Here is a 23,164-nt window from a genome sequence, read left to right as displayed (position 1 = left end):
GCCGCTGGCCGGCTCATCGCACGACCCAAACGGTATCGGGAGCCGGCCAGCGGCCGGCACTACCAGCGCACGGCCGGCACCCGACGGTCGTTCTTTGATCCGGTAGGTACCGACCGTTGGTCGGTACGCCGTTCCGGCCGGCGCCTTGACTCGCCCGTCAGATCAGCGCGATTTTCGCCTTGGCCAACGCCTCGCGCACCATCCCATCATTGGCCTCGGTCACCGGTCGGGTCAGGTCCCAATGGAACTTCACCCGGAACCCGGACTTCACCGCATCCTGCGCGCTCCACAACACGCAGTAATCGCGCGCCAGACCGCACACGTGCACCTCGCGGATGCCGCGTTCGTGCAGCCACCCGGCCAGGCCGGTCGCCGGGCGGGTGCCGTCAGGACCATGGTTCTCGCGGAACGCGCTGTACGAGTCCACCTCACGCCGGGTGCCCTTGCGCAGGATCAGGTCGGCCACGGTCCAGTCCACGCCCGGATGCAGCACGGCGCCGTCGCTGCCTTGTACGCAGTGGTCCGGCCACAGCGTCTGCGGCTGCGCGTGCAGCAGGATCGCCTCGAACGGGAGATGCCCCGGGTGCTGGCTGGCAAAGGAGGCGTGGTCGGCCGGGTGCCAGTCCTGGGTCGCCACCACGGTGCGGTAATGGCGCTCGGCGAGCACCGCGGCGATGCCCGGCACGATCGCATCGCCGTCCACGCAGGCCAGTGCGCCACCAGGCATGAAGTCCGGCTGCAGGTCGATCACGACCAACGCGACATCGGCGGGGTAACGTCTCATGGCGGCTTCACGGCTGTGGGGGCGTCCAGTCTAGCCGACGCCCCCGCAACGGTCAGTCGGCGTCGCCCTGCTTCGAGGTCCCGTCGCCGTAGTACAGCACGCCCAGCTTGATCCGCTCGCGGCCGGTCTCGCGACGGTGGCGGTTGGCGTCGCGCAGTGAGTACACGCAGCCGCAGTATTCCTGTTGGTAGAACTGCTCGCGCTTGCTGATCTCCACCATCCGCGCGGCACCGCCGCCCTTGCGCCAGTTGTAATCCCAGTACTGGATGCCCGGGTAGTGTGCGGCGGCGCGGTGCCCACAATCGTTGATCTGGTTCATGTCCTTCCAGCGTGAGATGCCCAGCGAGCTGCTGATCACCGCAAAGCCGTTCTCGTGCGCGTACAGCGCGGTGCGCACGAAGCGCATGTCGAAGCACATCGTGCAGCGGATGCCGCGCTCGGGTTCGTTCTCCATGCCGCGGGCGCGGGCGAACCAGTTGTCGGTGTCGTAGTCGGCGTCGACGAACGGCACGTCATGTTTCTCGGCGAAGCGGATGTTCTCCTGCTTGCGCAGTTCGTATTCCTTCACCGGGTGGATGTTGGGGTTGTAGAAGAAGATCGTGTAGTCGATGCCGGAGGCGGTGATCGCCTCCATGACTTCGCCCGAGCACGGCGCGCAGCAGGAATGCAGCAGTAGCCTGGTGTGGCCGTCGGGGAGGGACAGGGTCGGGCGGTCGATCGGTGTCAGGTCATGCGGGTTCATGCGTTTCTCGTCGACCCCACCGCCGGCAACGGCGGCGATGGGGTCCTTGGGGCGGTCTACAAGGGTCGGATCAGGCGGCGTTGGCGTCCGCGGTTTCCTCGCGCAGTTCGCGCGCGGCGGCCACCAGCGCTTCCAGCGCGGCACGGGTTTCCGGCCAGCCACGGGTCTTCAGGCCGCAATCCGGGTTGACCCAGATCTGCTCGGGACGCAGCACCTCGGCGGCCTTGCGCAGCAGTGCCAGCATCTCGGCCTTGTCGGGTACGCGGGGGGAGTGGATGTCGTACACGCCCGGGCCGATCTCGTTGGGATACTGGAAGCGCACGAAGGCATCCAGCAGCTCCATGCGCGAGCGCGAGGTTTCGATCGAGATCACGTCCGCGTCCATCGCAGCCACCGAGTGGATGATGTCGTTGAACTCGGAATAGCACATGTGCGTGTGGATCTGGGTCGCATCGCGCACGCCGCTGGCACTGATCCGGAAGGCTTCGACTGCCCAGTCCAGGTACTCGCGCCACTGCGCGCGGCGCAGCGGCAGTCCTTCGCGGATCGCCGGCTCGTCGATCTGGATCACGCCGATCCCGGCCGCTTCCAGGTCGGTCACTTCATCGCGCAGGGCCAGTGCGATCTGGCGACAGGTGTCCGCGCGGGACTGGTCGTCGCGTACGAATGACCACTGCAGCACCGTCACCGGGCCGGTCAGCATGCCCTTCATCGGCCGCTGGGTGAGCGACTGCGCGTACTGCGACCAGCGCACCGTCATCGGCTGAGGGCGGGTCACATCGCCGAAGATCACCGGCGGCTTCACGCAGCGCGAGCCGTAGCTCTGCACCCAGCCATTCTTGGTGAAGGCAAAGCCATCGAGCTGCTCGCCGAAGTACTCGACCATGTCGTTGCGCTCGAACTCGCCGTGCACCAGCACGTCCAGCCCGATCTGCTCCTGCACGCGCACGCAGTGCTCGGTCTGGGTGGCCAGGAACGCATCGTAGTCCGCATCGGAGAGCTTGCCGGCCTTGTTGCGGGCACGCGCCTCACGCACCTCCAGCGTCTGCGGGAACGAACCGATCGTGGTGGTCGGGAAGCGCGGCAGCTTCAGCGCGGCGGCCTGGGCCAGGTGGCGTTGCGGGTAGCGGCTGTGGCGCTGTGCATCGGCCGGGGTCAGCGAGGAAAGGCGCGCGGCGACGGCCGTGTTGTGCACGCGCGGCGAACGACGGCGCGATTCGATGCACGCACGCGAATGAGCCAGCGGTGCTTCGGCACGCGCCGGTGCATCGATCGCGTCGGCCAGTACGCGCAGCTCGCCGAGCTTCTGCCGGGAGAACGCCAGCCAGCTGCGCAGTTCGTCATCGAGCTTCTTTTCGTGGTCCAGATCGACCGGGGTATGCAGCAGCGAACACGACGGCGCCAGCCACAGCGCATCGCTGCCGACATGGCCGTGCGCGTAGCGCGCCAGCACCAGCGCGTTGTCCAGGTGGGTGCGCCAGATGTTGCGGCCGTTGACCAGCCCGGCCGACAGCACGCGACCGGCCGGCAGCGCCTTGATCACCGCATCGAGCTGTTCCGGCGCACGGACCAGATCCACATGCAGGCCATCGATCGGCAGCGAGGCGGCCAGCGCGAGGTTGTCCTCCAGCGCACCAAAGTACGTCGCCACCAGCACCTTGGGGCGGGCAGCCTGGGCCAGTACCGCGTAGGCATGCTCGTAGGCAGCACGTGTGGCCTCGTCCAGGTCCTGCACCAGCAGCGGCTCATCCAGCTGCACCCACGCCGCGCCGGCCGCCTTGAGCTCGCCCAGCAGCTGCACATACACCGGCAGCAGTGCATCCAGCAGGTCCAGTGCGTTGCTGCCGTCGGTGGTCTTGGACAAACGCAGGAAGGTCACCGGGCCGATCAGCACCGGACGGGTCTCGATCCCCAGCGCCTTGGCCTGGCGGTATTCGGCCAGCGGCTTGTCGCCGCGCACCGTGAAGGTCTGGCCGGCGTGCAGTTCGGGCACCAGGTAGTGGTAGTTGGTATCGAACCACTTGGTCATTTCCAGCGCATGCAGGTCGATGCCATCGCGCTGCAGGCCACGCGCCATCGCGAAATAGCCGCTCAGCGGCTCGGCATCGGCGAGCGCGCGGTAGCGGGTCGGGATCGCATCGAACAGGAAGGCCGCATCCAGCACCTGGTCATACAGGCTGAAATCGTTGCTCGGCGGCACATCCACGCCGGCCTCGCGCTGCAGCTGCCAGTGGCGTTCACGCAGCTCGGCCGCGGTGTCCTGCAGCGACGCGGCGCTGCTCTCGCCGGACCAGAAGGCTTCGAGCGCGCGCTTGAGTTCGCGCTTGGCGCCGATGCGCGGAAAACCCAAATTGGTAACAGTGGTCATTGGAACGTGTCCTCATTGCGTAGGGGCATTGAGGAACGAAGGAACCGCGCGCCGTCCGGGGCCTTGCAGCCCGTTCCGCCCCGCCAGCGACCTTCGCCCCCGCGGGCGAACCGGATGCCGTGAAGCGGACGCACGGGGGCAGCGCCATGCAGGCGGCATGGCGGCAGACCCCGGCAACCTCCCCGCGGACGTTCCAGGTCGAATCGGAGGACGGTCATGTCCTCCGGCCGGGGCCGGTATTCGGGCTGATGGACACGGGCGCGGGCGCCCACCTAGTACCTGCCGCTTCCCAGGCGCGAAGGCCCAGTGCTGTTGGCAGGAGTCGTTTCCATTCACCGCTGCGGGGCAGCTCCGGAATGGGCGCGCGAGGCGCCTTCACCGGATTCCCGTTTAAATCCATCCCTTCATCTGCATGAAGCGATGGATACCTTCGGCGAGCACAAGGTAGGCCGAAGGCGAGCGATGGTCAAGTCGTCTGCCCGATTCACCCCACTGCATCCAAACCACCGTCAACTGCGTATCTCCCTGCAAGCCCGCCCGTTTGGACCCCCATGCGCCAGCCCTTGCCCTGCCTGATCCTGCTGCTGTCGGTGATCGCCGCCCCCGTGAGTGCCGCCGCGCAGACCGTGCAGCGCCAGGAAGGCCGCGCGTACGCCACCGCCGATGGGCGCCTGCTCTACCGCGAGACCCATTGGCTGCAGGGGCCGGCAAGCGCACAGTCGCGGCTGGTGCTGTACCGCTGCAGCGATGGGCGCCCGTTTGCGCGCAAGTGGATGACCCCGCAGGGCAGCCCGCAGACGCCTGATTTCACCTTGGACGATGGCCGCGATGGGTATCAGGAAGGCGTGCGCGGCGGTGCCGCTACCCGCCAGGTATCGGTCCGTGCCAGCGCGCAGGCACCGACATTCAGCCGCGCCATCGCGGTTCCGCCGGGCGCGGTGGTGGATGCCGGTTTCGACGCGGCGGTGCGCAGCCATTGGGCGGCGTTGCAGGCGGGGCAGAGCGTGGCGTTCCAGTTCCTGCTGCCCAGCCGTCAGCGCCTGGTGCCGCTGAAAGTGCAACGCACGGGTGCGGTGACCTGGCAGGGTCAACCGGCCGAGCAGCTGCAGATGAAGCTCGATGCGTGGTTCGGTTTCGCGGTGCCCCCGGTCACCCTGGTCTATGCCACCGCGGACCAGCGGCTGCTGCAGTTCACCGGCACCGGCAACGTCCGCGATGAGAAGGGCAAGTACCCGCAGGTGCGGGTCGAGTTTCCGGCGGCTCCCGTTGCCACGCCTGCGGCCGAGTTGTCCGCCGCGCGTACGCAGCCGCTGGTGAAGACATGCGGTGCCTGAGCGCCCCCTTGCAGCCAGCCTCGCAAGCAAGGACGATGCCGATACGCCCGTTATCGACATTGAGCCTGCGATGCCCGAGCTGGACGCTGCCGCCACCGCCGCATCCCACCGTCTGGACGAGTTGCTCGCCCGGGTCGCCGGCGGCGATCGCCAGGCCTTCGAATCGGTCTATCAGCTGGCCTCTGGCCGCCTGTTCGCGATCTGCCTGCACGTGCTGCGCGACCGCGGCGATGCCGAAGAGGTACTGCAGGACGTCTTCACCACGGTCTGGAACAAGGCGGCGCAGTTCGACCGCGCCAAGGCGGCGGCCATGACCTGGCTGTCGATGCTGGCGCGCAACCGCTCGATCGACCGCCTGCGCGCCGCGCCGCCGCGCGTGCTGGATGATCTGTCGGTGGCGGAGGAGATTCCCGATCTCGCGCCACAGCCTGCCTTTGCCGCCGAGCAGGCCTCCGACCACGAGCGCCTGCAGGCGTGCCTGGAAACCTTGGAACCGCGCCGGCGATCCTTGATCCGGCTGGCCTTCCTCGATGGCGCGAGCTATGAAGAATTGGCGCGCCGCATCGGTTCGCCGCTGGGCTCGGTGAAGAGCTGGATCCGCCGCGGGCTGGGTCAACTGCGGGTGTGCCTGGAACGATGAACGTTCGCGACCTCCACGATCTGCACGACGACGGCGAGCCGCCGAGCGCCGACATCCTGGCCGGCGAATACGTGCTGGGGGTACTCGATGCCGCCCAGCGTGCCGAGGTTGACCGCCGCATCGCCAGCGATCCCGGCTTCGCCCGATTGGTGGCCCAGTGGGAGAACCGCCTTGCGCCCCTGCTCGAGTCGCTCGGTACCGAAGCGGTGCCCGCGCATCTGTGGCCGCGCATCCGCACCTCGCTCGGCTGGCCAGCCGCAACGGCCGCCTCGCCTCGGGTGTGGCAGCGCACCGGTTTCTGGCAGGGCATGACCGCGCTGGCTGCTGCGCTGGCACTGGTGGCGGTGTTCAGCCGCCGCGATCTGGAGCCGACCGCGCCTTCGCCTACGCCCGTGGCGGTCACGCCGACGACGCCGACCACGCCAACGACACCGGCCGAGCCAGAGCAGGCCACCAAGCCGGTCACGCCGCTGTTGCACGACGATGGCACGCCGGGCTGGCTGGCCTCGGTCGACAAGGCCCAGGGCAAGGTGCTGATGGTGCCGGTCCCGGCCGCGGCCGATGCGGCCGGCCGTGCCCCCGAGCTGTGGTTGATTCCGGCCGGCGGCGCACCGCGTTCGCTGGGCCTGGTCTCCATCGACCGCGCGCATACCGTGGCCGTACCCGACACGCTGCGTGATGCGCTTGTGAACGGCTCGGTGCTGGCGATCACGCTGGAACCGTCGACCGGTGCGCCGCAAGGCATTCCGACCGGCCCGATCATCGCCAAGGGCGACATCGCCAACCTGTAATCGCACGGAGTCGCGGTTTTTTTCCGGATCCGTGCATCCAAACGCCGTGCCCTGTCGTATCTCCTGTTAACGCCTCAGGAGAAGCGAGTCATGTCGGTCAGCCCCACCCCCGACGCAGGACGCACCGCACAGCGACGCCGCTGGGCCACGCTGTGGCGTTGGTTTGATACCAGCACGGATGCGGCTGCCGCAACCGGCCAGCCACAGCGCGTGGACTGGGTGCGGGCCATTCCGTTCGCGGCGATGCACTTGGCCTGCCTGGCGGTGATCTGGGTGGGCGTGTCGTGGGTCGCGGTCGGCGTGGCGGTCGCGCTGTACGCGGTGCGCATGTTTGCGATCACGGCCTTCTACCACCGCTACTTCTCCCATCGCACCTTCCAGACGTCGCGGGTCGTGCAGTTCATCTTCGCGCTGATCGGCGCTTCCAGCGTGCAGCGCGGCCCGTTGTGGTGGGCGGCGCATCATCGCAATCACCATCGTCATACCGATACTGCCGCCGATCCACATTCGCCCTCGGTGCATGGCTTCTGGTGGAGCCACATGGGTTGGTTCCTGACGGTCGAAGGCTTCCGCACCGACTGGTCGCGCATCCCAGATCTGGCCAAGTACCCGGAGCTGCGCTGGCTGGACCGCTTCGACACGCTGGTGCCGATCGCGCTGGCCGCGGCACTGTTTGGCCTGGGTGCGCTGCTGGAGCGTATCGCGCCGTCGTGGGGCACCAGCGGTGGGCAGATGCTGGTGTGGGGCTTCTTCATTTCCACCGTGGTGCTGTTCCACGCCACGGTGACGATCAACTCGCTGGCGCACCGCTTCGGCCGCCAGCGTTTCAACACCGGTGACGACAGCCGCAACAACCTGTGGCTCGCGCTGCTGACCTTCGGCGAAGGGTGGCACAACAATCACCACTTCTTCCCGGGCACCGCGCGTCAGGGCTTCTACTGGTGGGAAGTGGATGTCACCTGGTATGGCCTGCGTGCGATGGCCGCGCTCGGGCTGGTGCGTGATCTCAAACCCGTGCCGGCCTGGGTGCTGGCCAAGGCGGAGCACTGACATGCGTATCGCCGTGATCGGATCGGGTATCGCCGGCCTCTCCAGTGCGTGGTGGCTGAGCCAGCAGCATGAAGTGACGCTGTTCGAAGCCAATGACTACCTCGGGGGTCACACGCATACGCATGAGGTGGAGGTCGATGGGCGCACGCAGGCGGTGGACACCGGCTTCATCGTGTTCAACTCTGCCCACTACCCGCTGCTGACCGGCCTGTTCGACGAGCTGGGGGTGGCTTCGCAGCCGACCACGATGAGCTTTTCGGTGCACAGCGAGCGCAGCGGGCTGGAGTACAACGCGACCTCGCTGGACACCCTGTTCTGCCAGCGCCGAAATCTGGTGTCGCCGCGCTTCTGGGGCATGCTGCGGGATCTGCGCCGGTTCTACCGCGAGGCGCCTGCGCTGCTGGAGCGCGATGATGAAGGCCCGTCGCTGGGCGAGTTCCTGGCACAGGGCCGTTACGGCCGCACCTTCATCGACGAGCACCTGCTGCCGATGGCCTCGGCGCTGTGGTCGTCGCCGACGGCCAGCCTGGCCGCCTTCCCGGCGCGCTACCTCGTGCAGTTCATGGCCAATCACCAGATGCTGCAGATAACCGGGCGCGCTCCGTGGCGGGTGGTGCAGGGCGGCTCGGCCAGGTACGTCGATGCACTGCGCACCCGCTGGCAGGTGCGTGAGCGCCTGGAGTGCCCGGTGTTCGGCGTGGAGCGGCATGAGCATGGCGTGCGCGTACACAGCGCTGCCGGCCTGGAAGGCTTCGACCAACTGGTGCTGGCCTGTCACAGCGACCAGGCGCTGGCCTTGCTGTCCGATGCCGACCTCACCGAGCGCGCGGTGCTGGGCGCGATCCGCTACCAGCCCAACGAGGTGGTGCTGCATACCGATGCCAGCCTGCTGCCGCGTGACCGCAAGGCCTGGGCCGCCTGGAATGCGCATGTGCCGCGCGACCCGCTCGCACCGTGCACGGTCAGCTACTGCATGAACCTGCTGCAGGGCATCGACACGCCGACGCCGTTGGTGGTTACGCTCAACCGCAGCGAGGCGGTCGATCCGGCCACCGTGCTGCGCCGCCTGCAGTACGCCCACCCCGTGCATGACCACGCGATGGTGCGGGCCCAGCAGCGTTGGGCCGAGATCCAGGGCCACCGCCGCACCTGGTTCGCCGGTGCGTACTGGGGCTGGGGCTTCCACGAAGATGGCATCCGCAGCGCCCGCCGCGTGGTCGATGCGCTGCAGGCGCTGGATGCCGAGTCCTACTGGCCGCTGGCCGAGGCCCTGCCGGCATGACCGCCAGTGCGATCTACCGTGGCTGGATGCGCCATCGGCGGCACGCGCCGCATGCGCACGCGTTCGGCTATCCGATCGCGCAGCTGTTGCTGGACCTGGATGAACTTCCGCGCCTGTTCGAGCGGCGCTGGCTGTGGTCGGTGGGCCGTCGCAACGTGGTCGAGTTCCGCCGCAGCGACTATCTCGGCGCGCCGGATCAACCGCTGGCCGATGCCGTGCGCGCACGCATCACCGAGGCCTTGGGCCGCGCGCCCGCCGGGCCGATCCGCCTGCTGACGCATCCGCGTTATGCCGGCCATGTCTTCAACCCCGTGAGCTTCTATTACTGCTACGCCGCCGATGGCACCACGCTGGACAGCATCGTGGCGGAGATCACCAACACGCCCTGGAAGGAGCGCCACGCCTACGTGCTGCCGGTGGCCCAGGCCGATGCCCAGGGCCGCGCGCTGTGCTGGTCCTTCGACAAGCAGTTCCACGTTTCTCCCTTCATGCAGATGGACTGCGAGTACCGCTGGCGCTTCACCGCGCCGGGCGATGACCTGCACGTGCACATGCAGGTGTGGCGCGAGGGCGTGTGCCAGTTCGATGCCGACCTGGTGATGCAGCGCCATCCGCTCACCGGTCGTGGCCTGGCCGGCGTGCTGCGTTATCCGCTGATGACCCTCAAGGTCGTTGCCGCGATCCACTGGCAGGCGCTGCGCCTGTGGCTCAAGCGCAACCCCGTTCACGACCATCCTTCTCTTGCTGGAAAATCCCCATGAACGACATGACACGCGCGGTGGCCGTGCCGCAACCGTCCGCCCTTGAAGGGTTCCTGCGCGGGCGCCTGCTGGCGCAGCTGGCACCGCTGCGCGGCGGGCAGCTGCGGCTGCGCGATGCCGTGGGCGATGTGGTGATCGGCGATCCGGACGTCACGCCCCAGGTGACGGTCTGGGTGGACGATCCCGGTTTCTACCGCGCGGTGGCCGCGCAGGGCAGCGTGGGTGCAGGCGAGGCCTACATCCGCGGTGACTGGCGCTGCGATGACCTGGTCGCGCTGGTCCAGCTGCTGGTGCGCAACCGGGATCTGCTCGATGGCATGGAGGGTGGCCCGGCGCGCATCGGCGGCTGGCTGCTGAAAGGCTGGAACCGGCTGCGCCGCAACACGCGCGAAGGCAGCCGCCGCAACATCGCCGCGCACTATGACCTTGGCAATCCGTTCTTCTCGCTGTTCCTGTCGCCGGACCTGATGTATTCCTCGGCGCTGTATGCCCGCCCGGACGACACGCTGGAGGCTGCGTCCGAGCGCAAGCTGGCCCGCATCTGCGAGCAGCTGCAGCTCACTGCGGCCGATCGCGTGGTCGAGATCGGCACCGGCTGGGGCGGCTTCGCGCTGTACGCGGCCCGCCATATCGGCTGCCACGTCACCACCACCACCATCTCGGTGGAGCAGTACACGCTGGCCAAGCAGCGGGTGGAGGCGGCCGGGCTGCAGGACAAGGTCACCCTGCTGCTCAAGGATTACCGCGATCTGGACGGGCAGTACGACAAGCTCGTTTCCATCGAGATGATCGAGGCGATCGGCGCGCAGTACCTGGACACCTACTTCGCCACGCTGACCCGCCTGCTCAAGGATGATGGTCTGGCGCTGCTGCAGGCCATCACCATCGAAGACCAGCGTTACGAGCAGGCGCGGCGGAGCGTCGATTACATCAAGCGCTTCGTGTTCCCCGGCAGCTTCATCCCCTCGATCAACGCCATCGTCGCCGCCAAGACCCGCAGCAGCGATCTGCAGCTGATCGGCCAGCACGACTTCGGCCCGTCTTATGCACTGACGCTGCGCGCGTGGCGACAGCGCTTCCTGGCCCAGCTCCCGGCGGTGCGTGCACAGGGCTTCGATGCGGGCTTCATCCGCATGTGGGAGTTCTACCTGGCGTACTGCGAAGGTGGCTTCCTGGAGCGCTCCATCGGTGTCTCGCACCTGCTGATGGCGCGTCCGGGCTACCGGCCCGCATTGATTGCGGGGGAGGGCTGAGGTGCCACGTTTCTGGGCCAACGTGATCGGCAACCAGCTGGTCTGGCTGTGCGCGGTGATCGGGGCCGGCCATGGGCTGCGCTGGCCCGCGCTGTTGGCGGCGGCGGTTTACGTGGGCACTCAGTTGGTCTGGTCCGCGCAGCCGTCAGTGGAGATCAGATTGATGCTGGTGGCGATCGCCTGCGGGTTGGTCGTAGACGGGCTGGCCGGCGCCTCCGGGTGGGTGCTGTACGCAGCCGGCAATGAGCCCGCGTGGATCGCCCCGGTCTGGATCCTCGCGCTGTGGGCCGCGTTCGCGATGACGCTCACGGTGTCATTCGCGGTGCTGCAGCGGCATCTGGTTGCGGCAGCACTGGTTGGCCTGCTGCTGGCCCCGCTGGCGTATCTATCCGCCGCGCGCGGCTGGTCGTCGGTGGTGTTCGCCGCACCGCAGTGGCACGGCGTGCTGCTGCTCGGCCTGGGCTGGGCAATCGCATTGCCGGTACTTGCGGCGTGCGCCCGTCATTGGCACACCCGTGCGGTACCCCTCGCCACACTTGCTCCAGGAGACACACGATGAAGATGCTGTGGGTGGTGTGGCTGTACGCCGCCGTGATCATGACCTGGGGGTGGTGGTGGCAGCGCCGGCACCAGAACATCGGCGTGGTCGATGTGCTCTGGGCCAAGGGTGTGGGCGCGTCTGCGCTGTTGCTCGCACTGCTCGGCGATGGCGCGGCGATGCCGAGGATCGCGCTGGCGGTGCTGGGCGGGCTGTGGGGTTCACGCCTGGCGCTGCACCTGTGGCACCGCGTGCGCAGCGAGCCCGAGGATGGTCGCTACCAGCATCTACGTAAGCATTGGAACGGCCACCAGGGAAAGATCTTCGGCTTCTTCCAGTTCCAGGCACTGCTGATCGTGCTGTTCGCGTTGCCCTTCGTGGCGGTGTCGGTGAATCCGGAACCACATGGCTGGGGTTGGGTGATCGCGGCCGTGGCGATGTGGCTGCTGAGCGTGGGTGGCGAATCGCTGGCGGATCGTCAGCTGGCGCGCTTCCGCGCCGATCCGGCCAACAAGGGCAAGACCTGCCGCGATGGGTTGTGGCGCTACTCGCGGCATCCCAACTATTTCTTCGAATGGCTGCACTGGTTCACCTACGTGCTGCTGGCCGTGCAGTCGCCGTTGTGGTGGCTGGCCTGGTCCGGCCCGCTGGTGATGTACGTGTTCCTGCGCTGGGTCAGCGGCATTCCCTTCACCGAGGCGCAGGCGCTGCGCTCGCGCGGTGAGGATTACCGCGAGTACCAACGCACCACGCCGATGCTGTTTCCGTGGTTCCCCTCCCGTTCGTCGTCTGCCCGCAAGGAATCTTCCCCATGAATGTCGCCAGTGACCGTCTTCCGCTGCCGGACTACGCACCGGGCCTGACCGGCCTGGCCGAGCGCGGGCTGCTGCCCGATACGCTGTTGCGGCTGGGCATCCGCCGCCAGTGCGAGCAGCGCCTACGCGAAGAGCTTGCCGGTGGCCAGCAGGTCCAGTCGCAGCGCTTTGCCGCGCGCATCGCCGGGCTGGCCAGCAGCGCGGTCGCGCTGCATGTGGATGCGACCAATCGGCAGCATTACGAAGTGCCGGCCGAATTCTTCCATCGCTGCCTGGGCAAGCGCCTGAAGTACAGCAGCTGCTACTACGCCACCGGCACTGAAACGCTGGACGAAGCCGAAGAGGCGATGCTCGCGCTGTACGGCGAGCGCGCACAGCTGGCCGATGGGCAACACATCCTGGAGCTGGGCTGCGGCTGGGGGTCGCTGACGCTGTGGATGGCCGAGCGCTACCCGAACGCGCAGATCACCGCCGTCTCCAACTCCAACAGCCAGCGCGAGTACATCCTGGGCCAGTGCCGTGCACGTGGCCTGATCAACGTCACCGTGCTGACCCGTGACGTGAATCATCTGATGCTGGATGCGGAGACCTTCGATCGCTGCGTCTCGATCGAGATGTTCGAGCACATGCGCAACTACCCGCAGCTGCTGCAGCGCATCCACCGCTGGCTGCGGCCGGAGGGCAAGCTGTTCGTGCATATTTTCGTGCACCGCACGCTGATGTACCCGTTCGAGACCGAGGGCGAGGACAACTGGATGGGCCGCCACTTCTTCACCGGTGGCCTGATGCCCGCGGCCGATACGCTGCTGTTCTTCCAGCAGCACCTGCAGCTGCAGCAGCGCTGGCTGCTGGATGGCACCCACTACGAGCGCACCGCCAACCACTGGCTGGCCAACCAGGACCGCGAGAAAGAAGCCGTGATGGCTGTGCTGCGCCAGACCTACGGCGATGCCTCGGCTGCGTTGTGGCACCAGCGCTGGCGCATGTTCTGGATGGCCTGTGCAGAGTTGTTCGGCTACCAGCAGGGCCAGCAGTGGCAGGTCGCCCACTACCTGTTCAACCGCCCGTGATCACCCCACGTTACTGGAGGAAGCCGTCATGTCCATCCGTGCTCTCATCCCTTTGCTGGTCGTCGGCATGATGCTCGGCGGCTGCAGCGGCAACACCCGTCCGATCCCGCCCGTGGCGCATGTGGACGTGCCGCGCTTCATGGGCGACTGGTATGTGATCGCCCATATCCCCAGCCGGCCCGAACGTGAAGCGTTCGATGCGGTGGAGTCCTACGCACTGCGTCCGGACGGCCGCATCCAGACCACCTTCCGTTATCGCAAGGGCAGCTTCCAGGCACCGATCAAGACCATGCACCCGGTCGGAACGGTCAAGGAAGGCACCGGCGGCGCGATCTGGGGCATGCAGTTCATCTGGCCGATCCAGGCCGAGTACGTGATCGTGGATCTGGACCCGGACTACAAGCAGACCATCGTGGGCCGCAGCAAGCGCGACTACATGTGGCTGATGGCGCGTACCCCGACCATCTCCGATGCGGATTACCAGGCCGCGATGACCCGCATCGCCGCGCTCGGTTACGACCTCTCCCAGGTGCGGCGCGTGCCGCAGTCCGGCAACGCCAGATAAGCCGTTCCGTGCCGCGCTTCTCAGGCCCTGAGAAGCGCGCAGGCGATACTGTCGCTATCGATCTCCCCGGTGCCTGCCTCGTGGCGGGCACCGCTGCGGAGGGTGCGTGGATCGGCCACGCACGGGCGGACAGAGGACGGCAACGTGGCGGACAAGTACTGCGATCTGGTCATGAAAGGCGGCATCACCAGCGGCATCGTGTATCCCAACGCGGTGCTGTCTCTGGCCCGTGAGTACCGCTTCAAGAGCATCGGCGGCACCTCGGCCGGTGCCATTGCCGCCGCCGTGGCAGCGGCGGCCGCGCTGGGCGACCGCCGCCGCCAGGCCGGGGAGCCGGTAACGGCGGCGGTGGGTTTTCCGGGGCTGGCCGACGTGTCCGCCCAGCTGTCCCGACAGGGCTTCATCCACAGCCTGTTCCAACCGACGTATGGCGCGCGTACCGCGTATCGCCTGCTGGTGATGCTCACCGGCAAGGCCGGCCTGCTGCGCAAGATCGCCTGTCTGCTCGCGGCGGTATTCGCGATCGCGCCGCTGGAGGTGCTGGTGTCGCTGGCCGGCCTGCTGGGCATCGGTTACCTGGCCGGTGGCATTGATGGCATCTGGGCGACGTTGCTGCCCTCGCTGCTGTGCGCCTACGGGGCCGGCGTGCTGGCCTCGGCGCTGCGCGTTGCCCGCGTCGCCCGCCGCAACCTGCTGGGCCTGTGCACTGGCAGCACCCAGCCGAACGCCTCCGCGCCGGCGCTGACGGATTGGCTGCATACCCAGCTGCAGGCCTTGGCCGGCAAGCCGCATGACCAGCCATTGACCTTCGGCGATCTGCATACGGCCCCACGCTATCCCGGCGAGCCCAGCGGTGCGCACGCGATCACGCTGCAGATGATCACCACCTGCGTGTCGCACAGCGAGCCGCGCACGCTGCCGTTCAACGCGGCGCACTTCTGGTTCCTCCGCGAGGAGTTCGCGCAGCTGTTCCCGGCCAGCGTGGTCGCGTGGCTGGTTGCACGGGCCGGCGCACCAGAGCGGGTCGATGGGCGCGATTACTACCGTCTGGTCGATGGCGAGGAACTGCCAGTACTGGTCGCCACGCGCATGAGCCTGAGCTTCCCGCTGCTGATCAGTGCGGTGCCGCTGCACGAGCCGGCCCGTCGCGAACGTCGCTGCGAGCCCGTGGCCGATGCCGAGCCCCCGCGCGACAACACCAACGTGGCCGACAGCATGGAAGGGCTCACCAGTGGTGGCCAGAGCTGTGGTCCGGTGATCACCGCCTTCCGCGTGTGCTGGTTCTCCGATGGCGGGATCAGCAGCAACTTCCCGATCCATCTGTTCGACGCCGCGCTGCCGCGCTGGCCGACCTTCGGCATCAATCTGGTGTATCCGCGCCACGCCGATGCGGTCAGCGTGCTGGCCCACGGCGATGCGCATGCGCGGGCGGAGCAGGCGGTCTTCCTGCCGACCGAGAACCGCCATGGCTGGCAACGCACCTACCACTCCATCGCGCAGCCGCTGGCCGCCGCGGAGATGTCCGGCTTTCTGTTCTCGATCGTCTCGACCATGCAGAACTGGCGCGATGTGCTGCAGGCCCGCGCGCCGGGCTACCGTGACCGCATCGTGCATGTGGCGCTGGAGGGCGACGAAGGCGGCATGAACCTGGACATGCCACAGGCCGTGCTCAGCCGCATCGCCGACAAGGGCAGCATTGCCGGCGAGCGCTTCTGCGATTTCTCGTTCGCCAATCACTACTGGATCCGGTGGCGAAACCTGGCCTCGGCCTACCAGCGCTACACGCTGGATGTGGCGCGCACCGACGACCCCGCGCAGCGGGTGGCGGCATACCAAGCGGCGTATCAAAGTGTGGCCACCGGCTCGCCGGTACCGCCCTCCTACCGCCTGAGCTCGGAGGACAAACGCCGCGAATCGCAGCAGTTGTGGCGGCACATGGTCGAACAGGGCCAGATCTGGGAAGACCTCGGGCCGGACCTCACCGACGGTGCGCCACGGCCGCTGCCGCAGATGAAGGTGACGCCGATCTACTGAGGGTTTCCGCCACCGGGCCGCATCATCCCCGCCCCGGCAGCTGCGGGAACGCGCGCTGCATGCAGTCTTCGCGCGGGCATACCCGGCAGCCCGGGCCGATCGAAACCGAGTTGCCCGGGCTCTGGATATCCAGCCCGCGTGTGTAGATCAACCGCTCGGCATGTTGCAGATCGCAGCCCAGCGCCACGGCGAAGGTCTTGCGTGGCTGGCCATGCCCGATCGGGCCGCTGCTCACCTGCCGCGCCAGCCAGAAGTGGCGGCGTCCGTCAGGCATCCGCGCGGTCTGGGTCAGTACGCGCCCAGGTTGGTTGAAGGCTTCGTACACGATCCACAATGGGCATGAGCCGCCCACCTGTGAGAAGTGGAAATCGGTGGCCGAATGCCGTTTGGAGACATTGCCGGCGCGGTCCACGCGGATGAAGAAGAACGGCAGGCCGGGCGCGCTGCGTCGCGCCAGCGTGCTCAAGCGGTGGCAGACCGCCTCGAAGCCCACGCCGAAGCGATGGGCCAGGGCATCGATGTCGTACGCGCTGTGCTCGGCGGCGCGCAGGAACTGCGCATACGGCATCACCAGCGCGCCGGCGAAGTAGTTGGACATGCCGATCCGCGCCTGCGCGATCTGCTCCGCTTCGCGGAAGCCGGCGCGTGCGATCACCGCATCGATCTGCGCCGCGTAGCCGAGCAGGGCCAGCTCGGCGGCCATCTGGAACGCCTGCTGGCCCGGCTCCAGGTAATCGGGCAGCCACAAGGTGCGGCTGCCGCCATCGTAGACGCGCTTCTCGCGCCCGGCCTGCAGCGGCCCCACTTCCACCAGCACGCCGTGGCGGTCGGCCAGCAGCTGGCGCAGGCGCGGCGCCACATGCCCGGCCACCAGCCCCCATTCGCCGAACAACTGCTCGGCCAGGTCATCCAGCTCGGGGATGTGGTTGTGCATGCGGTTGAAGAAATCGCGGACCTGGTCGCCCGCGGGCAGCGCCTGCCCGGCGTGCACATCGCCCAGCTGGAACTCCAGCGCGGCGGCATGCTCGCGCAGCATCAGGTGGCGGCGGTGCAGGTCGAGCAGGGCACGGCTGATCTGCGGCAGGTTGCCCGCCATCGCGCGCAGCTCGGTGCTGCTGACATCGGCCAGGCCCAGGTCGCGCAGAGTCTCGCCCAGCGATTCCTGCAGCGCGCCGGGGTCATCGACCTCGAACAGCTCGCTGACGTCGCCCAGTACGTCGCGCAGCTTGCCCTGCACCGCCGGGGTCAGCGGCCGCTTGTTGCGCTCGATCTGGTTCAGGTAGCTGGCCGACAGCCCCAGTGCCTTGGCCAGCGCCAGCTGGCTGTAGCCGCGCTGCTCGCGCAGCTTGAGCAGGCGCAGGCCGATCTGGCGTTGGACGGGCTGGCTATTCACAAAATTCACAAAAATCGTAGTGGGCATTGGCCAGATTAAGCGCATACAGCCCGGAAATCGAGGATGGCACTGTGAATAATGCAAACAACTTTCGACCCGCCGGGATTGTCCATGACTGTTGCAGCGCCCCGTATCCGTATGTTGATCGATGGCCAGTTCATCGAATCGGCCAGCTCGCAGTGGCAGAACGTGGTCAATCCGGCCACCCAGGACGTCCTGGCGCAGGTTCCGTTTGCCACCCCCAGTGAAGTCGACGCGGCCGTCGCCTCGGCCAAGGAAGCCTTCAAGACCTGGCGCAAGACCCCGATCGGCACCCGTGCGCGCATCTTCCTGAAATACCAGCAGCTGATCCGCGAGAACATGAGCGAGCTGGCCCACATCCTCAGCGCCGAGCAGGGCAAGACCGTGCCGGATGCCGAGGGCGATGTGTTCCGTGGCCTGGAAGTGGTCGAGCACGCTGCCGCGATCGGCAACCTGCAGCTCGGCGAGCTGGCCAACAACGTGGCCAACGGCGTGGACACCTACACCCTGCTGCAGCCGCTCGGCGTCTGCGCGGGCATCACCCCGTTCAACTTCCCGGCGATGATTCCGCTGTGGATGTTCCCGATGGCCATCGCCACCGGCAATACCTTCATCCTCAAGCCGTCCGAACAGGACCCGATGGTCACCATGCGCCTGGTCGAACTGGCGCTGGAAGCCGGCATTCCCAAGGGCGTGCTGAACGTCGTGCACGGTGGCGAAGACGTGGTCAACGCGATCTGCGACCACCCGGACATCAAGGCCGTTTCGTTCGTGGGTTCCACGCGCGTCGGCACCCACGTGTACAACCGCGCCTCGCTGGCCGGCAAGCGCGTGCAGTGCATGATGGGCGCCAAGAACCACGCCGTGGTGCTGCCGGACGCCAACAAGGAACAGAGCCTCAACGCGATGGTCGGTGCCGCCTTCGGCGCGGCAGGCCAGCGCTGCATGGCCGCCTCCACCCTGGTGCTGGTGGGCGAAGCGCGCGAGTGGGTGCCGGACCTGGTGGCCAAAGCCAAGACGTTGAAGGTCAGCGGCGGCAGTGTCGCCGGTACCGATGTCGGCCCGGTGATCTCCTGCGCCGCGCGTGAGCGTGTCGAAGGCCTGATCGCCTCGGGCGTGGAGCAGGGCGCCAAGCTGGTGCTCGACGGCCGCAACCCGCAGGTCGATGGCTTCGAGAAGGGCAACTTCGTTGGCCCGACCATCTTCGCCGGCGTCAAGCCGGGCATGCGCGTGTACGACGAGGAAATCTTCGGGCCGGTGCTGGTGATCCTGGAAGCGGACACGCTCGAAGACGCCATCGCACTGATCAACGCCAACCCGAACGGCAACGGCACTGCACTGTTCACCCAGTCCGGTGCGGCCGCCCGCAAGTTCCAGGAAGACATCGACGTCGGCCAGGTCGGCATCAACGTGCCGATCCCGGTGCCGGTGCCGCTGTTCTCGTTCACCGGCTCGCGTGCCTCCAAGCTCGGCGACCTGGGCCCTTACGGCAAGCAGGTGGTGATGTTCTACACCCAGACCAAGACGATCACCTCGCGCTGGTTCGATGACGAGACGCTGGGTCATGGCGTCAACACCACCATCAGCCTGAAGTAAGCAACAGCAACAACGGAGTTCGACCATGAGCCACTCGATGACGACGGAACTCGACGAAGCGCAGCAGGCCTATAGAGAGGCAGCGCGTGACTTCGCCCAGGCAGAACTGGCGCCGCACGCCGCGCGATGGGATGCGGAGGGCATCTTTCCGCGCGAGGCGATCGCCAAGGCAGGGGAACTCGGGTTCTGTGGGTTGTACATGGACCCCGAGGTCGGTGGCAGCGGCTTGAGCCGTCTGGACGCCGCCGTCGTCATCGAGGAGCTCGCCAATGTGGATCCGTCCACGGCGGCCTATGTCAGCATCCACAACATGGCGTCGTGGATGGTGGCCAAGTGGGGCCAGCAGAGCCTGCGTGCCGCGTGGGGCGCAGACCTCTCCTCCGGCACCAGGCTGGCCTCGTACTGCCTGACCGAGCCGGGTGCCGGCTCGGACGCGGCCTCGCTGAAAACCAGCGCGGTGCGTGACGGCGACGATTACGTACTCAACGGCTCCAAGGCCTTCATCTCCGGCGCCGGTGCCACCGAACTGCTGGTGGTGATGGCGCGTACGGGTGGCCCGGGCGCGGGCGGCATCAGCGCGATCGCGCTGCCGGCCGATCTGCCGGGCATCAGCTACGGCCGCAAGGAAGAGAAGATGGGCTGGAACAGCCAGCCGACCCGTGGCATCACGTTCGAGAACGTGCGCGTGCCGGTCAGCCATCTGCTCGGCGAGGAAGGCAGCGGTTTCAAGCTGGCCATGAAGGGCCTGGACGGCGGCCGCATCAACATCGCCGCGTGCTCGCTGGGCGCGGCCCAGGGCGCTCTGGATGCCGCCCGCCGTTACATGGGCGAGCGCCGACAGTTCGGCAAGGCGTTGTCGGAGTTCCAGGCACTGCAGTTCAAGCTGGCCGACATGGCCACCCAGCTGGTCGCCGCCCGGCAGATGGTGCACACCGCCGCGCGCAAGCTCGATGCCGGTGCCAGCGATGCGAATGTGTGGTGCGCGATGGCCAAGCGCTTCGCCACCGATGCCGGTTTCAACATCTGCAACGACGCGCTGCAGATCCACGGCGGCTACGGCTATATCCGTGAATATCCGATCGAACGGCTGCTGCGCGATTCGCGCGTGCACCAGATCCTGGAGGGCACCAACGAGATCATGCGTGTGATCGTGGCCCGCCACCTGCTCAACACTGAAGAGGAACTGCGATGATGGAGTGGCGCCAGCATGATCATGTCGGCCTGAAGGTCGAGGCCGATGGCCACGTCGCGGTCATCACCCTCAACAATCCGCCGGCGCATACCTGGACCGTGCACAGCCTGTCCGCGCTGCGCGATCTGGTCGGCGCACTCAATGCAGACCGCGATATCTACGCGCTGGTGATCACCGGCGATGGCGAGAAATTCTTCTCTGCCGGTGCCGACCTGAAGCAGTTCGCCTCCGGCGACAAGGCCGCCGCACGCGAAGCTGCACGTCGCTTCGGCGAGGCGTTCGAAGCCCTGTCCGGGTTCCGTGGTGTCTCCATCGCGGCAATCAACGGCTACGCGATGGGCGGCGGCCTGGAATGCGCGCTGGCCTGCGACCTGCGCATCATCGAAGAACACGCCCAGGTGGCGCTGCCGGAGGCCACTGTCGGCCTGCTGCCGTGCGCCGGCGGCACCCAGAACCTGCCGCGTCTGGTCGGCGAAGGCTGGGCCAAGCGCATGATCCTGCTGGGCGAGCGCATCGATGCGGATACCGCACTGCGTATCGGCCTGGTCGAAGAAAAGGTCGGCAAGGGTGAAGCCAAGGCGCTGGCGCTGGCCTGGGCGCACAAGGCCGGCAAGCAGAGCCCGACCAGCATCGCCGCGTGCAAGACGCTGGTGCAGGCGACCCGCAGCGGCACCCATGCTTCGGCACTGGTCGCCGAGCGCGAGGCCTTCGTCGATCTGTTCGACAGCGCCGACCAGGCCGAGGGCGTGAACGCCTTCCTGGAGAAGCGCACTGCGCAATGGAAAAACGCATGAGCACCGCCGTCGCTCATGACGAGGCGCCGGTGCTGTTCGAAGAACGCGCCGCCGGTAATGGCACGCGCATCGGCATCGCCACGCTCAACGCCGCGCGCACCCTCAACGGGTTCTCGCTGCCGATGGCGCACCTGCTGCGTGAGCGGCTGGAGGCCTGGGCCGTTGATGACGGCATCGCGCTGGTCGTGCTGCAGGGCGCGGGCGAAAAAGCCTTCTGCGCCGGCGGCGACCTGCACAGCCTGTACCGCAGCATGGTCGACTACCGCGAGAGCGGAAAGACCGACATCCGCGACAACGCCTACGCCGCTGAATTCTTCGACGTCGAGTACCGCGTCGACTACGCGATCCACACCTATCCCAAGCCGATCCTGTGCTGGGGCCATGGCATCGTCATGGGCGGTGGCATCGGCCTGATGTCCGGCGCCAGCCACCGCGTGGTCAGCGAGCGCTCCAAGCTGGCGTTCCCGGAGATCACCGTCGGCCTGTTCCCGGACGTGGGCGGCAGCTGGCTGCTGCCGCGCGTGCCCGGCCACGGCGGCTTGTTCCTGGCCCTGACGGGGGCGCCGCTCAACGCAGGCGATGCGATCTACGCCGGCCTGGCGGATATCCACATCGCCGAGGCACAGCGCGAGACCGTGTTCAACGCGCTGGCGGGCGTGCACTGGAGCCGCGAGGCAAAGCGCAACCACGAACAGTTGACCGCACTGCTGCAGCAACACGCCAGCGATGCGGCCACCGGCCCATTGCTGCGCAATGCCGCCACCGTGGATGCGCTGTGCGCCGGTGACGACGTCGGCGCGATCGTCGAGGCGATTCTGGCGCTGGAGACGGACGAGCCCTGGCTGAGCACCGCGAAAGCCACGCTCGCCGCCGGTGCGCCCGGCTCGGCGCGGCTCGCGTTCGAGCTGCAGCGCCTGGCCGAGGGCGCCTCGTTGGCCGAGGTCTACCGCATCGAGTACATCGCAGCACTGCATGCGGCCGCCCATGGCGATTTCGCCGAAGGCATCCGCGCGCTGCTGATCGACAAGGACCGCACCCCGCAGTGGCAGCCGCGCACGCTGGCGGACGCCACGGCCGAGTGGGCCCGCACCTTCTTCGTTTCGCCGTGGTCCGATGCCGCGCATCCGCTGGCCGACCTCGGTGCCACCGTCCCTGAAAGGAGCCACGCATGAGCCGTATTGCATTCATCGGGTTGGGCAACATGGGTGGCCCGATGGCCGCCAACCTGGCCAAAGCCGGTCACGCCGTGCGCGTGTTCGATCTGGTGCCGGCTGCCGTGCAGGCCGCCGTCGATGCCGGCGCCACCGCCGCCAGCTCCGCGCTGGATACGCTGACCGACGCCGAGATCGTCATCTCGATGCTGCCCGCCAGCCGCCACGTGGAAGGCGTTTACCTCGGTGACGATGGCCTGCTGGCCGATATCCCGGGTGGCGCGCTGATCATCGATTGCAGCACCATCGCCCCGGCCACCGCCCGCAAGGTCGCCGAAGCGGCCGCGGCGCGTGGCCTGCAGATGCTGGATGCCCCGGTGTCCGGCGGTACCGCAGGTGCACAGGCCGGCACGCTGACCTTCATCGTCGGTGGCGAAGCCGAGGCACTGGAGCGGGCGCGCCCGCTGCTGCAGGCGATGGGCAAGAACATTTTCCACGTCGGTGCCAGCGGTGCCGGCCAGGTCGCCAAGCTGTGCAACAACATGGCGCTGGGCGTGATCATGGCGGTGACCGGTGAGTCCATCGCCCTGGGCGTGGCACACGGGCTGGACCCGAAGGTGCTCTCGCAGATGATGGCGGTCAGCACCGGCCGCAGCTGGGCCACCGAAGTGTGCAACCCGTGGCCCGGCGTGCTGGAAAACGCCCCGGCCTCGCGCGGCTACAGCGGCGGCTTCGGCAGCGACCTGATGCTCAAGGACATGGGCCTGGCGGTGGAAGCGGCGATGAGTGTCGGCGCCTCGATCCCGCTGGGCGAGCTGGCGCGCAACCTGTATTCGATGAATCACCAGGCCGGTCGCGGCAAGCTGGATTTCTCCAGCGTGGTGCAGCTGATCACGCACGACGAATAAAGGCCGGATCCGGTAGTGGGGGGGGGGGGGGGGGCGCGCCCGGGGCCCCCCGCGGGCCCCCCCCCGGGGGGGGGGGGGCGCG

General features: G+C 67.7%; 21 protein-coding genes and 1 riboswitch. Of the genes, 17 read left to right on the top strand and 4 right to left on the bottom strand.

Features of this window, described 5'->3' with window-relative positions:
- Nucleotides 1-157 precede the first annotated feature (157 nt).
- The 3 genes from QMX81_RS15060 to metE form a co-directional block, all read right to left on the bottom strand.
- Nucleotides 158-784, bottom strand: coding sequence for a nicotinamidase (locus tag QMX81_RS15060; protein WP_282262638.1), 627 nt, complete (start codon nucleotides 782-784; stop codon nucleotides 158-160).
- Between the two features lie 52 nt (nucleotides 785-836).
- Nucleotides 837-1,526, bottom strand: coding sequence for an epoxyqueuosine reductase QueH (locus QMX81_RS15055; protein WP_282262636.1), 690 nt, complete (start codon nucleotides 1,524-1,526; stop codon nucleotides 837-839).
- 70 nt (nucleotides 1,527-1,596) lie between these two features.
- Entirely contained in the window at nucleotides 1,597-3,894 is a 2,298-nt protein-coding gene (gene metE, locus QMX81_RS15050; RefSeq protein WP_121044307.1) for a 5-methyltetrahydropteroyltriglutamate--homocysteine S-methyltransferase, read from the bottom strand.
- Nucleotides 3,895-4,107: 213 nt separating this feature from the next.
- Nucleotides 4,108-4,341, bottom strand: a riboswitch (cobalamin riboswitch).
- A gap of 104 nt (nucleotides 4,342-4,445) precedes the next feature.
- Between metE and QMX81_RS15045 the strand changes: the two genes are divergently transcribed.
- The 12 genes from QMX81_RS15045 to QMX81_RS14990 all read left to right on the top strand — a co-directional run bounded on the left by QMX81_RS15045 (nucleotide 4,446) and on the right by QMX81_RS14990 (nucleotide 16,027).
- Nucleotides 4,446-5,228, top strand: a complete 783-nt coding sequence (locus QMX81_RS15045) for a hypothetical protein (protein WP_121044304.1) — start codon at nucleotides 4,446-4,448, stop codon at nucleotides 5,226-5,228.
- Nucleotides 5,229-5,298: 70 nt separating this feature from the next.
- Complete coding sequence (locus QMX81_RS15040) at nucleotides 5,299-5,868, top strand: sigma-70 family RNA polymerase sigma factor (RefSeq protein ID WP_282262629.1); 570 nt, start codon at nucleotides 5,299-5,301, stop codon at nucleotides 5,866-5,868.
- Nucleotides 5,865-6,659 (top strand): anti-sigma factor, encoded by a 795-nt coding sequence (locus tag QMX81_RS15035; RefSeq protein ID WP_282262627.1) that lies wholly within the window; start codon nucleotides 5,865-5,867, stop codon nucleotides 6,657-6,659. The genes QMX81_RS15040 and QMX81_RS15035 overlap by 4 nt, the downstream gene beginning before the upstream one ends.
- A 90-nt stretch (nucleotides 6,660-6,749) precedes the next feature.
- Nucleotides 6,750-7,709: an acyl-CoA desaturase gene (locus QMX81_RS15030; RefSeq protein ID WP_152152943.1), complete on the top strand. Its 960-nt coding sequence runs from the start codon at nucleotides 6,750-6,752 to the stop codon at nucleotides 7,707-7,709.
- 1 nt (nucleotide 7,710) lies between these two features.
- On the top strand, nucleotides 7,711-8,991 hold the full coding sequence (locus tag QMX81_RS15025; RefSeq protein WP_282262624.1) for an FAD-dependent oxidoreductase: 1,281 nt from the start codon (nucleotides 7,711-7,713) through the stop codon (nucleotides 8,989-8,991).
- A complete protein-coding gene (locus tag QMX81_RS15020; protein ID WP_282262623.1) occupies nucleotides 8,988-9,752 on the top strand; it encodes a DUF1365 domain-containing protein in 765 nt (254 codons plus the stop codon). Before QMX81_RS15025 ends, QMX81_RS15020 begins: the two co-directional genes overlap by 4 nt.
- Entirely contained in the window at nucleotides 9,749-11,005 is a 1,257-nt protein-coding gene (locus QMX81_RS15015) for a cyclopropane-fatty-acyl-phospholipid synthase family protein (RefSeq protein WP_282262621.1), read from the top strand. The genes QMX81_RS15020 and QMX81_RS15015 overlap by 4 nt, the downstream gene beginning before the upstream one ends.
- Before the next feature lies 1 nt (nucleotide 11,006).
- Nucleotides 11,007-11,564, top strand: a complete 558-nt coding sequence (locus QMX81_RS15010) for a DUF2878 domain-containing protein (protein WP_152152935.1) — start codon at nucleotides 11,007-11,009, stop codon at nucleotides 11,562-11,564.
- Nucleotides 11,561-12,358 (top strand): DUF1295 domain-containing protein, encoded by a 798-nt coding sequence (locus QMX81_RS15005; RefSeq protein WP_152152933.1) that lies wholly within the window; start codon nucleotides 11,561-11,563, stop codon nucleotides 12,356-12,358. The genes QMX81_RS15010 and QMX81_RS15005 overlap by 4 nt, the downstream gene beginning before the upstream one ends.
- Nucleotides 12,355-13,428 carry a class I SAM-dependent methyltransferase gene (locus tag QMX81_RS15000; protein ID WP_282262617.1) on the top strand — a complete coding sequence of 358 codons (1,074 nt, stop codon included), beginning with the start codon at nucleotides 12,355-12,357 and terminating at the stop codon, nucleotides 13,426-13,428. Before QMX81_RS15005 ends, QMX81_RS15000 begins: the two co-directional genes overlap by 4 nt.
- 28 nt (nucleotides 13,429-13,456) lie before the next feature.
- Nucleotides 13,457-13,993, top strand: a complete 537-nt coding sequence (locus QMX81_RS14995) for a lipocalin family protein (RefSeq protein WP_282262615.1) — start codon at nucleotides 13,457-13,459, stop codon at nucleotides 13,991-13,993.
- Between the two features lie 144 nt (nucleotides 13,994-14,137).
- A complete protein-coding gene (locus QMX81_RS14990) occupies nucleotides 14,138-16,027 on the top strand; it encodes a patatin-like phospholipase family protein (RefSeq protein WP_282262614.1) in 1,890 nt (629 codons plus the stop codon).
- 22 nt (nucleotides 16,028-16,049) lie between these two features.
- Here QMX81_RS14990 and QMX81_RS14985 read toward each other — a convergent pair whose 3' ends face one another.
- A complete protein-coding gene (locus QMX81_RS14985; RefSeq protein WP_282262612.1) occupies nucleotides 16,050-17,447 on the bottom strand; it encodes a short-chain fatty acyl-CoA regulator family protein in 1,398 nt (465 codons plus the stop codon).
- 84 nt (nucleotides 17,448-17,531) lie between these two features.
- On the opposite strand from QMX81_RS14985, the gene QMX81_RS14980 reads away from it, so the two are divergent.
- Genes QMX81_RS14980 through mmsB form a run of 5 tightly spaced genes read left to right on the top strand, consistent with a single transcriptional unit; the run spans nucleotide 17,532 to nucleotide 23,082 of the window.
- Nucleotides 17,532-19,037 (top strand): CoA-acylating methylmalonate-semialdehyde dehydrogenase, encoded by a 1,506-nt coding sequence (locus tag QMX81_RS14980; RefSeq protein WP_123731117.1) that lies wholly within the window; start codon nucleotides 17,532-17,534, stop codon nucleotides 19,035-19,037.
- Between the two features lie 25 nt (nucleotides 19,038-19,062).
- Nucleotides 19,063-20,229 carry an acyl-CoA dehydrogenase family protein gene (locus tag QMX81_RS14975; RefSeq protein ID WP_282262609.1) on the top strand — a complete coding sequence of 389 codons (1,167 nt, stop codon included), beginning with the start codon at nucleotides 19,063-19,065 and terminating at the stop codon, nucleotides 20,227-20,229.
- Nucleotides 20,226-21,023, top strand: coding sequence for an enoyl-CoA hydratase (locus QMX81_RS14970; RefSeq protein ID WP_282262607.1), 798 nt, complete (start codon nucleotides 20,226-20,228; stop codon nucleotides 21,021-21,023). The genes QMX81_RS14975 and QMX81_RS14970 overlap by 4 nt, the downstream gene beginning before the upstream one ends.
- Nucleotides 21,020-22,195: an enoyl-CoA hydratase/isomerase family protein gene (locus QMX81_RS14965; protein ID WP_282262606.1), complete on the top strand. Its 1,176-nt coding sequence runs from the start codon at nucleotides 21,020-21,022 to the stop codon at nucleotides 22,193-22,195. Before QMX81_RS14970 ends, QMX81_RS14965 begins: the two co-directional genes overlap by 4 nt.
- The gene (gene mmsB / locus QMX81_RS14960; RefSeq protein ID WP_152152923.1) at nucleotides 22,192-23,082 is read left to right on the top strand and encodes a 3-hydroxyisobutyrate dehydrogenase; all 891 of its coding nucleotides are present in this window, start codon (nucleotides 22,192-22,194) and stop codon (nucleotides 23,080-23,082) included. Before QMX81_RS14965 ends, mmsB begins: the two co-directional genes overlap by 4 nt.
- Nucleotides 23,083-23,164 lie beyond the last annotated feature (82 nt).

Source organism: Stenotrophomonas sp. PS02301 (genome assembly GCF_029959485.1).
Lineage (GTDB): Bacteria > Pseudomonadota > Gammaproteobacteria > Xanthomonadales > Xanthomonadaceae > Stenotrophomonas > Stenotrophomonas maltophilia_Z.
This window is presented reverse-complemented; position numbering and strand designations above follow the sequence as displayed.